Annotated in this window: 11 protein-coding genes, 1 rRNA gene and 1 riboswitch; of the genes, 1 reads left to right on the forward strand and 11 read right to left on the reverse strand. The window is 70.2% G+C overall.

Translation table 11 applies throughout. The annotated features are described in order from the left end of the window. Positions 1-152 precede the first annotated feature (152 nt). Positions 153-248, reverse strand: a riboswitch (glycine riboswitch). A 122-nt stretch (positions 249-370) separates the two neighbouring features. Then, entirely contained in the window at positions 371-745 is a 375-nt protein-coding gene (locus tag ACIF8T_RS33875) for a PRC-barrel domain-containing protein (RefSeq protein ID WP_400040456.1), read from the forward strand. A gap of 39 nt (positions 746-784) precedes the next feature. On the opposite strand, the gene ACIF8T_RS33880 is transcribed toward ACIF8T_RS33875, so the two are convergent. The 11 genes from ACIF8T_RS33880 to rrf form a co-directional block, all read right to left on the reverse strand. Continuing rightward, positions 785-2,179 carry a DNA polymerase IV gene (locus ACIF8T_RS33880; RefSeq protein WP_400040458.1) on the reverse strand — a complete coding sequence of 465 codons (1,395 nt, stop codon included), beginning with the start codon at positions 2,177-2,179 and terminating at the stop codon, positions 785-787. Between the two features lie 131 nt (positions 2,180-2,310). Continuing rightward, positions 2,311-2,994, reverse strand: coding sequence for a MerR family transcriptional regulator (locus ACIF8T_RS33885; protein ID WP_400040460.1), 684 nt, complete (start codon positions 2,992-2,994; stop codon positions 2,311-2,313). A 296-nt stretch (positions 2,995-3,290) separates the two neighbouring features. After that, a complete protein-coding gene (locus tag ACIF8T_RS33890) occupies positions 3,291-3,764 on the reverse strand; it encodes a bifunctional nuclease family protein (protein ID WP_003988851.1) in 474 nt (157 codons plus the stop codon). 84 nt (positions 3,765-3,848) lie between these two features. After that, positions 3,849-4,586 carry a MerR family transcriptional regulator gene (locus ACIF8T_RS33895; RefSeq protein WP_400040462.1) on the reverse strand — a complete coding sequence of 246 codons (738 nt, stop codon included), beginning with the start codon at positions 4,584-4,586 and terminating at the stop codon, positions 3,849-3,851. 41 nt (positions 4,587-4,627) lie between these two features. Continuing rightward, entirely contained in the window at positions 4,628-5,587 is a 960-nt protein-coding gene (locus tag ACIF8T_RS33900; RefSeq protein ID WP_400040464.1) for an FHA domain-containing protein, read from the reverse strand. A 61-nt stretch (positions 5,588-5,648) separates the two neighbouring features. Continuing rightward, positions 5,649-6,503, reverse strand: a complete 855-nt coding sequence (locus tag ACIF8T_RS33905; protein WP_400040466.1) for a DUF881 domain-containing protein — start codon at positions 6,501-6,503, stop codon at positions 5,649-5,651. A 5-nt stretch (positions 6,504-6,508) separates the two neighbouring features. After that, positions 6,509-6,841, reverse strand: coding sequence for a small basic family protein (locus tag ACIF8T_RS33910; RefSeq protein WP_003977440.1), 333 nt, complete (start codon positions 6,839-6,841; stop codon positions 6,509-6,511). Next, positions 6,838-7,752, reverse strand: a complete 915-nt coding sequence (locus ACIF8T_RS33915; RefSeq protein ID WP_400040468.1) for a DUF881 domain-containing protein — start codon at positions 7,750-7,752, stop codon at positions 6,838-6,840. The genes ACIF8T_RS33910 and ACIF8T_RS33915 overlap by 4 nt, the downstream gene beginning before the upstream one ends. Before the next feature lie 99 nt (positions 7,753-7,851). Further along, complete coding sequence (locus ACIF8T_RS33920; RefSeq protein ID WP_400040469.1) at positions 7,852-10,347, reverse strand: sugar phosphate nucleotidyltransferase; 2,496 nt, start codon at positions 10,345-10,347, stop codon at positions 7,852-7,854. 114 nt (positions 10,348-10,461) lie between these two features. Continuing rightward, positions 10,462-11,070, reverse strand: coding sequence for a CDP-alcohol phosphatidyltransferase family protein (locus ACIF8T_RS33925; protein ID WP_400040471.1), 609 nt, complete (start codon positions 11,068-11,070; stop codon positions 10,462-10,464). 109 nt (positions 11,071-11,179) lie between these two features. Beyond that, positions 11,180-11,274 (reverse strand): 5S ribosomal RNA (gene rrf, locus ACIF8T_RS33930); the annotation flags it as partial.

The following is an 11,274-nucleotide window of genomic DNA, read 5'->3' on the forward strand; positions in this document are numbered from 1 at the left end:
CGACCTTCGAGGGCACCACGGCACGGGTGCCCGGACGGCCTCCCCCTCTGTCATCTCGACCTGAGAGCTTCACCGGAACGCCCGAGAGCGCCCGGCTTTCACCGTCGGTGAGAGCGGACACCGTCGACACCCGCTCTGCTTTCCAGAGTGACCTCGTCCGTGCGGTACAGGGGCCTGAGAGATTCCGGGGAGGATTTGCTCCTTCGGCGCCTCCGATGACGTCTGGAGGACTCTCCCGCACGGGGTCAGCAGCCGCCTGCCAGCCTACCAGCGAGGTCAACACCCGGACCTTCGAGTGGCCGCTACCCGGATTGTGCAGTTTTGTAGTGCATACGGCGCTTACGGTGAGGTGCTACCCAGTGGAGGACCCGTGCGAACCGACATCGATCCGCGGAACCTGATCGGCCGCAAGGCGTTCGACCGCAACGGAACCAAGATCGGCACGATCGACGAGGTCTACCTCGACGACGCCACCGGCCTGCCGGAATGGGCGGCCATACGGACCGGTCTGTTCAGCCGGGACGCCTTCGTGCCGCTGGAGCCCAGCGAGTTGGTCGACGGCGCCCTCCACGTCCCCTTCGACCGGTCCCTCATCAAGGACGCCCCCGACTTCGGCGTCGGCCGCCACCTCTCGCCCGAGCAGGAACTCCAGCTCTACCACCACTACGGCCTCGACGTGGCCGCCCCTCCCCCGCTCCCGGACCGCGACTTCGGCCGGCTCGCGGGCACCGACGAACCGGCCTGAGCCGCCCCCGCCCGCCGGCCCGGCCCACGCGCGCCTCCCTCACTCGCGCCCCGCGGCCCGCGGCTCCCCCGGCCCCGCGTCCGGACCGCCCCCCTCCTGCGGTCCCTGCGGCACCAACGGCAGCGGATCGGCCGGCTCCAGCAGCGGATCGTCGACCCGGAACGTCTTCACCCGCCCCCGCGCGGACAGCGGCGTCTCGAACCGCACGGTGACCCGGCCCAGACCGCTGCCCTGCACCCAGCCGTGCCCGTACTCCGCGTGCCGCACGTCGTGCCCCGCGGGCCACCGCCGCTCGGCGGGCGGCCGCTCCTCCTCGACGGGCGCGTCCTCGTACTCCTCGGCGGGCGCGTCCGCCCGCTCCCCCGCCGCCTGGGCGAACAGGTCCTCCTGCGTGTAGTCGGCGAGTCCGCTGACCCCCACCCCGAGCAGCCGCACGCCGCCGGTGGTGTCCACCGCGTCCAGCAGCCGGGCCGCCGCCTCCCGGACGACCGCCGGATCGTCCGTGGGCCCGCGCAGGGTCTCGGACCGGGTCAGCGTGGAGAAGTCGTACCGCCGCACCTTCAGCACGATGGTCCGCCCCGACAGCCCGGCCCCCCGCAGCCGGCGCACGCACCGGTCGGCCAGCCGCCGCACCTCCACCCCGACACGCGTCCGGTCGTGGATGTCCACGTCGTACGTGTCCTCCACGGACACCGACTTGGCCTCCCGCTCGGCCACCACGGGCCGCTCGTCCCAGGCCAGCGCCATGGCGTACAGCGCGTGTCCCTGGGCCTTGCCCAGCAGCCGGACGAGCTCGTCCTCGCCCGCCTCGGCGAGCTCCTCGACCGTGTGGATCCCGGCGCGCCGCAGATGGTCGCCGGTCGCCGGTCCCACCCCCGGCAGCGTCCGCACCGGCATCGGCCCGAGCAGGGCGCGCTCGGTCCCCGGCTCGATCACCACCAGTCCGTCGGGCTTGGCCTGCTCCGAGGCGATCTTCGCCAGCATCTTGGAGGCCGCGAGCCCCACCGACCCGGTGAGCCCCGTGACGGCCCGGATGTCCGCCCGCAGCTTCGCCCCCGCCAGGCGCGCCGACCCCTCGTCCCAGGCCGCTCCGCCGGCCTCCAGGTCGACGAACGCCTCGTCCAGGCTCAGCGGCTCCACCAGCGGCGACAAGGCCCGCAGCAGCCCCATCACCTGCTCGCTGATCGACCGGTAGAACGGGAAGCGGGGCACCAGGTACGCGGCGTGCGGCGCGAGCCGCCGCGCCTGCGCCATGGGCATCGCCGAGTGCACCCCGAAGACCCGCGCCTCGTACGAGCACGTGGCGACCACGCCGCGGGGCCCGAGTCCGCCCACGATGACGGCCTTCCCGCGCAGGCTCGGCTTGGACGCCTGCTCCACCGAGGCGAAGAAGGCGTCCATGTCGAGGTGCAGGATCGTGGGCGCGGTTCTCACAGCTCCGATGCTGCCCTACACCACTGACAACACGGCGCCGCGGTCACGGCACCGCCGCGGCCCCGCGGCGACCGGCTCCCGGCCGACGGCGGCGGACAGCCGTTCATCCGGCTCCCGCGGCCGGACCCCGTTCAGACGGCCCGGTTCCGCCGCCGCGCCAGCTCGTCCGCCGGATTGTGCCCGACCAGGGTCTCCCCGGTGTCGATCCGCTCCCCGTGCAGCTGCGAAAGCGCGTTCTCCACGTCCCGCCACACCACCCCGACGGCGATCCCGAAGATGCCCTGCCCACCCTGGAGCAGGGCGTGGACCTCGTCCGGCGAGGTGCACTCGTACACCGTGGCGCCGTCGCTCATCAGCGTCATCCGCTCCAGGTCGCGGAAACCGCGTTCCCTGAGGTGCTGCACCGCGCTCCGGATGTTCTGCAGCGACACACCGGTGTCGAGGAAGCGCTTCACGATCTTCAGGACGACGACGTCCCGGAAGCTGTACAGACGCTGCGTCCCCGACCCGTGGGCGGGCCGCACGCTCGGCTCGACGAGCCCGGTGCGGGCCCAGTAGTCCAGCTGCCGGTAGGTGATGCCGGCGGCGGCGCAGGCCGTGGGACCGCGATAGCCGATCTGCTCGGACGCCATGGACGTCGTCCCTCCGCTGCTCGGCACGGCCGTCGGTCGCTGCGGAGCGGGACCGGCCGCGCTGCCGTGCTGGGGGTACCCCCTGCTCACGCGGAGCTGAGAGCTTGAGGGAGGGTACGGACCGCTTGCCCCGAGACTGCGTCCGGGGGCACCCCCAGCCGTACCGTCGCCGCTGCTTCTCACGCCGACCTCCGTCCTTGACCTGCCTTCTCGACGGTAGGCAGTCACCAGGGGTGCGTCAACGATCGCCACACTCGGCACGCCGAGTGATAATCACCCTAAGAGTGGTTTCTCGTGCCCCACCGCGGGGAAAGGCTAGCCGAATGCGCTCGGCACGGGCCGTAGGACGCTCTCACGGGACGGTGGCACATGCGGGCATTTTCCGGCCCCCACAGCACGCGGGCGACCCGAGGCGGACCACTTTGTCCGCCGGGCCGCCCGGACACCTCACCGACCGGTCGTGCTCGTCGCCACGGACCTCACTGGCTGCTGCTGCCGAAGTCCTCCGGCGAGATCTGGTCGAGGAACTCGCGGAACTTCTCCACCTCGTCCTCCTGCTCGTCCGGGATCGCGATACCGGCGTCGTCCAGCACCGTGTCGCTGCCGTAGATCGGCGTCCCGGTGCGCAGCGCCAGCGCTATCGCGTCGGACGGGCGGGCACTCACCTCGACCCCGCTGGCGAACACCAGCTCCGCGTAGAAGACGCCCTCACGCAGGTCCGTGATGCGCACTTCCGTGAGCTCCTGGCCGACGGCCTCCAGCACGTCCTTGAACAGGTCGTGGGTCAGCGGCCGCGCGGGCGCCATGCCCTGCTGGGCGAAGGCGATCGCCGTCGCCTCCCCCGGTCCGATCCAGATGGGGAGGTAACGGTCGCCTCCCACTTCACGCAGCAGCACGATCGGTTGGTTGGAGGGCATTTCCACCCGGACACCTACGACATCGAGCTCGTTCACACAGCAACCCTAGGCCGTGCTCGGGATGTTTGGGTAGTCGGGCCGGGAACGGGCGGCCGATCCGGGACCGGATTCCGCTTCCCGTCAGGGCAGCCGCACCCCGAGGGCGGTCTGCACCAGAGCCGCGTGCAGTTTGACCGTGAGCGCCGCCAGCTCCTTGGTACGGGCCTCGGCGTGCGCCCGGGTCTGCGGATTGCGGTGCCGCTTGAGCGGAGCCACCACCTGGTCCACCAGACCGGCCTCGCGGTCCGCGGCGGCCTTCATCACCCGCAGGTGCCGCGGCCCGATCCCGAACCGCCCCAGCTCGGCGATGAGCGAGGCCACGGTCGCCGCCTCCGCGTCGTAGACCCCGTCCCCCACGGGAGCGATGAGCCCGTACGACTCCCACTCCTGCAGTTCCTGCTCCTCGATGCCGGCGGCGGCCAGCAGCTCGGCCCGCCCGATCCGGGCCGCCGTGGGCGCCTCGGAGAGCTCGGGCACGGCCTCGCCGTCCCGCTGGCGGCCCAGCGCCGGGAGCGGGAGGGCCTCACCGCGCTCCATGGCCGCCAGGTGCTCACGGATCACCCTGAGCGGCAGATAGTGGTCCCGCTGCATCCTCAGGACGTGGCCGAGGCGCTCGACGTCCTGCGCGCTGAACTTGCGGTACCCCGAGGGGGTGCGCTGCGGCTCGACGAGCCCCTCCGACTCCAGGAAACGGATCTTGGAGATGGTGATGTCGGGGAACTCGTCGCGCAGCACGTTCAGCACCGTGCCGATGCTCATCAGCCCACTGTCCCTGGCGGCGGTGCCGGGCACGGCACCGCCGCTCGGTGTTCGCAGCATGGACCTTCCCTGGGTGTCCCCCCGGACGGAGTACGGGAGGGTCAGTAGCCTTGCTGGCTCGCGTAGAAGACCAGCCGGTACTTGCCGATCTGCACCTCGTCGCCGTTGTTCAGGGCGACCTGGTCGATCCGCTCCCGGTTGACGTACGTGCCGTTCAGGCTGCCGACGTCGGCCACCGTGAACGCGCCGTCCGGGCTCCGGCGGAACTCCACGTGCCGACGGGAGACCGTGACGTCGTCCAGGAAGATGTCGCTCTGCGGGTGACGCCCGGCCGTGGTCAGGTCGCTGTCCAGCAGGAAGCGGCTGCCCGCGTTCGGCCCGCGGCGCACGACCAGGAGGGCGGAGCCCTGCGGCAGCGCGTCGACGGCGGCCTGCGCCTCGGGGGAGAGCGTCGGCATCGGCGTCTGGCCGGTGGCCTCGGCTTCGTAGGCCTCCAGGCCCGAGATGGAGATCGTGGAGGTCGTCTCCGACGACCGCTCCGCGGGGATCCCGGCCCGCAGCGGCGCGCCGCAGTTGGAGCAGAAGCGGCTGTTCTCCGCGTTGCGGTTGCCGCACCTCGTACACACCAGGGCCGACATGGACGGATCCTCCTGCGGCGGCTGCCCCGCCGGGCCGTGGGACGCGTACGGGCCGGCGACGAACCCTCCACCCGTACCTGAGGTTGACGGTTGGCCGAAACCTATGCCGCCGGACTGCGCAGGGTCAACCGACGGCGCGCCCTGCGCCCCGGAGAGGTCGCCGCCCGGACCAGCCACCTGGTCCCGGAACAGCGGCCGCTGGCCCTCCGCCTCAGGCTGTGCGCGATGACGAGCGGTCGCGTTGTCGTTGCCCTCGCGCGCACTCTTGCCGAACAACTTCGCAAACAACTTCACGGGCGATTCCCCTTGACCGAAACAGACCCGCCCGTGGGGCAGGACGAACCCTGACTGAACACACTGGCCGACCCGGACATCCTGACAACGTCCGTCTCCACCAGACAGTTTCCACCACGCACCACCCATTCGGTGCGCCGACCCCCCGCAACGTCATGCCCTGGCCGGACGTCCCCCATGCACCATCGGTTCACCGGGAGGACGACCGAGCGTAGTCAGGCCGCTTCGCCGCTCGCAAGGCGTCCACGACGATCTTGCTCGATCGCTCGACGGTCACGGTGGCCTGTTCTTTTTCGAGAGTCTGCACCACGCCTCCGGGGATGTTGAGCGCCGGCTCGAGGTCCTGCGGTTTGCCGATGACCTTGAAACGATAAGGCGCGTTGATCTTGTTCCCGTCGACGCTCACCCCTTTGCCGGAGTCCGCCAGGTACGTGCCCGCGACGACCCGGACGCCGTCCACCTGGATCGCCTCCGCACCCGCCGCGCGCAGCTCCTGGATCGCGTCGAGCAGCATGTCGGCCTCGACCGTCCCCTTCGTGTCCTCGATGGTCATCGTGATGCCGGGTCCCTGCGCGGCCACGGTCCCCGCCAGGATGCCGAGTTGGCGCTCCTTCTCGACCGTCTGCCGACGGGCCTCCTCGGCCTGGTCCGAACTGTTCTCCAGCTCGACACGCTGCTTCTCCAGTCCTCGCTTCTCGTCCTCAAGACGCTGGGTACGGTCGTCCAGTTCATCGAGGATGCGGACCAGATCCTCCTGGCGCGCGCCGCGCAGGGCGCTGTCGCCCTCGCTGTTCGACGCCACCTGGACGGCGAGGCCGAACCCGAGCCCGAACAGCAGCAGCGAGACGATGAGTTGGGCCCGGGTCACGCGCGGCGGCCACAGCCCCTTCACCAGCCGCTGCCGGCCGGTCAGCGCGGGCGCGGCGTCCGGCTCCGGACCCCGCGGCATCGGCACGTCCGCCGCGGGCACCTCGTCGGGCAGTTCCTTGCGCAGCCGGTTCCCGGACGCGGGCTGCTCCTCGTGCCTCTCGTCGTGCTCGCTCATCGCGCTCACGCCCGGAACACGTGCCGGCGGATCGCCGCGGCGTTGGAGAAGATGCGGATGCCGAGGACGACCACGACACCGGTGGACAACTGGGCGCCGACGCCCAGCTTGTCGCCGAGGAACACGATCAGCGCGGCCACGACCACGTTCGACAGGAACGACACCACAAAGACCTTGTCGTCGAAGATGCCGTCGAGCATGGCCCGCAGACCGCCGAAGACGGCGTCGAGCGCCGCCACCACGGCGATCGGCAGATACGGCTCGACGGCCGCCGGAACCTCGGGCCGGACCAACAGGCCGGCCACGACTCCCACGACGAGGCCCAGTACGGCGATCACGATGTGCCCTTCTCGGTTTGCTCGGTCTTCGGCTGTGCGGTACGCACGGTCACGCTCGGAGCGGCCGGCAGCCGGAGGTCGTCCTCCACGGAGATGCCGGTGCGGATGCCGTAGTTCTCCTGCAGGGCGTGCAGGTACAGCCCGTCGGCGCTGTTCTGGAACCGGGTGCTCAGCCGCTCGCCGTCCCCCACCGCGAGCACCGTGTAGGGCGGCACCAGCGGTCTGTTGTCGACCAGTATCGCGTCCCCCGCGGCCCTGATCGCGGACAGGGCCGTCAGCCGCTGCCCGTTGATGGAGATCGCCTCGGCGCCCGACTCCCACAGCCCGTTGACCACGCGCTGCAGGTCCCGGTCGCGCACCCGGCCGGTGTCGGAGAACCCGGAACTCCCGCGCGGGTCGCCGTCGGCGCCGGTGCCGGCGTCCTTCGCGTCGTCCACGACGAGCTTCACACCGGGACCGTGCACGGCGGAGGCGCCCGCCAGGACGCCCATCAGCTCCAGCCTGCCGCCGTCCCCGCTCTGCTCCAGGGCCTCGCGCTGCCGCGCGCCGACGTCCGCGCGCAGCTCGTCGACGGTGTCCTCCAGCTCGTCCGCCGTCTCGGTCTCCCGGTCGATGCGGTCGATGAGCTCCTCGCGCTCCTTGGCGACCACGGGGGCCGCGATCCGCGCCTGTGCCGCCCCGACGGTCACCACGAGGGCCGCGAGCACCAGGCCGGCGGCCAGGCCCAGCTTCGCCCTGAGGGTCCTCGGCAGCCCGCCCTCACCCGTGGCCTTCTTCCGCGCGGCGGCCTCGGCGTACCCGTCGTCGAGGCTGTGGTCCATGACGTTGGTGATCAACGACATGGACGCGTCCGGACGCGTCGGCCGCCTGGGTGTGCTCCGAACGGGGGGTTGCTGCGGCATGCCGCACATCGTCGCACGTCGCCGCCGTCCCCCACGAACGGCCCCACCGGCGTGCCGGACAGGCCCCCTTGGGGGACACTTGTCCGGCACGCACGCGTGCTGTGCTTTTTACCGACCCGCGCTGTCCACGACCGCGGACCACTCGTCGAGCAGCGCCTGGGCGGAGGCGTCGTCGGGCCCTTCCGCCCACAGGTGGGTGACCGCCTCGGCCGGGTCGGGCAGCACCATCACCCAGCGCCCGTCGGCCTCCACGACGCGCACGCCGTCCGTGGTGTCCACGGAGCGCTCCCCGGCCTCCTCGACGACCCGCCGCATGACGAGCCCCTTGACGGCCCACGGAGTCGCCAGGTCCCGCTTGAGGACGTGCGCCCGCGGGATCCGCGCGTCGATCTGGCTGAGCGTGAGCTGCGTCCGCGCCACGAGCCCGATGAGCCGCACGAAGGCCGCGGTGCCGTCGTAGACGCTGCTGAACTCGGGGACGATGAAGCCGCCCTTGCCGTCGCCTCCGAAGATCGTCCCTTCCTCGCCGCCGACCCGGGTCAGGTCGTCGGGGGAGGTGGTCGTCCACTCGACCTGCGTCCCGTGGTACGCCGCCACCTGTTCGGCGATCCTCGTGGTGGTCACCGGGAGCGCGACCCGGCCGCTGCGCCGCTCGGCGGCGACGAGGTCGAGCATGACGAGCAGCGCCCGGTCGTCCTCGATGATGCGCCCCTTCTCGTCGACGAGGGAGATCCGCTCGCCGACCGGGTCGAACCGGACACCGAACGCGGCACCCGAGGACGCCACGATCTCCCCGAGCCGCAGCAGCCCCGCCCGTCGCATGTCGGCCGTCTCCGTCGGCCGGGACTCGTCGAGACCGGGGTTGATGGTCAGCGAGTCCACCCCGAGCTTGCCGAGCAGGCTCGGCAGCACGAGACCGGCGCTGCCGTTGGACGCGTCCACGACCACCTTCAGCCCGGCCTCCGCGATGCCGGTCGTGTCCACGTTGCGCAGCAGCGACCCGGTGTACGAGTCGAAGACGCTGGCCGGGAAGTGCAGGTCGCCGATCTCACCGGGGAACGCGCGCCGGTACTCCTGCCGCGCGAACACGCGGTCGAGCTTGCGCTGACTGCCCTGGGAGAGGTCGGCCCCCTGCCCGTCGAAGAACATGATGTCCACGGAGTCCGGCACCCCGGGCGTGGTCCGGATCATGATGCCGCCGGCACTTCCCCGCGCGGTCTGCTGCCGGGCGACCGGCAGCGGTACGTTCTCCAGGTCCCGTACGTCGATGGCGCTGGCCTGCAGCGCGGAGATGACCGCCCGCTTGAGCGCGCGGGCACCACGCGAGTGGTCACGGGCCGTGGTGACCGTCGCCCCCTTCTTCAGGGTGGTCGCGTAGGCGCCGGCGAGACGCACCGCGAGTTCCGGCGTGATCTCCACGTTCAGGATTCCGGACACCCCGCGGGCACCGAAAAGATGCGCCTGTCCCCGGGATTCCCAGATCACCGACGTGTTGACGAAGGCACCGGCTTCGATGGTCTTGAACGGATAGACCCGGACGTTGCCCTGAACGATCGATTCTTCACCGATCAGGCACTCGTCACCGATGACCGCGCCGTCCTCGATCCGCGCCGCGCGCATGATGTCGGTGTTCTTTCCGACGACGCAGCCCCGCAGATTGCTGTGCGGCCCGACGTAGACGTTGTCGTGGACGACGGACTTGTGCAGGAAGGCCCCGCTCTTCACCACGACGTTCGATCCGACGACCGTGTGCTCGCGCAGTTCGGCGCCGGCCTCGACCTTCGCGTAGTCCCCGATGTACAGGGGGCCGCGGAGAACCGCGTCGGGGTGCACCTCGGCACCCTCGGCGACCCAGACGCCCGGAGAGATTTCGAAGCCGTCGATGTCGACGTCGACCTTGCCCTCCAGGACGTCGGCCTGGGCCTTCACATAGCTCTCGTGCGTGCCGACGTCCTCCCAGTAGCCCTCGGCGACGTAGCCGTAGATCGGCTTGCCTTCCTTCATCAGCTGCGGGAAGACGTCGCCGGACCAGTCGACGGGAACGTCGGGCTCGACGTAGTCGAAGACCTCGGGCTCCATCACGTAGATGCCGGTGTTGACGGTGTCCGAGAACACCTGCCCCCACGTCGGCTTCTCGAGGAACCGCTCGACCCGGCCCTCCTCGTCCACGATGGTGATGCCGAACTCCAGCGGATTGGGCACCCGGGTCAGGCAGACCGTGACCAGCGCACCCTTCTCCTTGTGGAAATTGATCAGCTCGGTGAGGTCGAAGTCGGTCAGGGCATCACCGGAAATAACGAGGAAGGCATCGTCCTTCAACGCCTCCTCGGCGTTCTTGACGCTTCCGGCGGTACCGAGTGGCTTCTCCTCATTGGCATAGGTGAGCTCCATCCCGAGCTCTTCGCCGTCACCGAAGTAGTTCTTGACGAGCGAGGCCAGGAACTGGACAGTCACAACTGTTTCGTTGAGCCCATGCTTTTTGAGCAGCCGCAGCACGTGCTCCATGATCGGGCGGTTGGCCACGGGCAGGAGCGGCTTGGGCATGCTTGAGGTCATGGGACGAAGGCGGGTGCCTTCGCCTCCGGCCATCACTACGGCCTTCATGTCGGAAGCGTCCTCCTCGAAGAGACGACGGTCGAGCCGACTTCACCCGCCCTGATTGTCCCGTACTTTTCCAGCACGGGCCATCGGGCCGTTACGGCCACGCATTCGACGGGTTCAATCGGCCACGGTGTCCGCACGGACCAGGCGGCGGACTTGTACTACGTAGAGGACTCCTGCCCACCAGTACAGCGTTGTACCCCATCCGGCGAACGCCCATCCGAAAATAGCAGCGAGTGACGAGATCCAGCTGCTTCCGTCACTGAGCAGGAGCAGGGGGAAGGCATACATCAAGTTGAAGGTCGCGGCCTTCCCCAGGAAGTTCACCTGCGGCGGCGGATAGCCGTGCCGCCGGAGAATGCCCACCATCACCAGCAGGACCAGCTCCCGCGCCAGCAGGGCGCAGGTCAGCCAGAGAGGCAGGATCTCGCGCCAGGTGAGGCCCACCAGCGTCGAGAGGATGTAGAGCCGGTCGGCCGCGGGATCCAGGAGCCGGCCGAGGCTGCTGATCTGGTTCCACTTCCGGGCGAGCTTGCCGTCCAGATAGTCGCTGACGCCGCTCAGCGCCAGGACCAGGAGCGCCCAGCCGTCGCTTTTCGGGCCGCCGAACTCAGGCCTGAGGATCAACCACAGGAAGAGGGGCACGCCGACGAGCCGCGCCATGCTGAGGATGTTCGGGATGGTGAGGACCCGGTCTGTCTGGACGCGGGTCTCCTGGACCTCCACCCGGGGGCCTCCTGTGGGAAACGTGCCGATGATGCTCCCTGACCTTACCTCAACGCAAAAAAGCTCTGGCTCTTGGGCTGCATGCCCAAGAGCCAGAGCTCTAAAAGGAGTTCGGCGGTGTCCTACTCTCCCACAGGGTCCCCCCTGCAGTACCATCGGCGCTGTAAGGCTTAGCTTCCGGGTTCGGAATGTAACCGGGCGTTT

This window comes from Streptomyces sp. NPDC085946, from assembly GCF_044540485.1.
Lineage (GTDB): Bacteria > Actinomycetota > Actinomycetes > Streptomycetales > Streptomycetaceae > Streptomyces.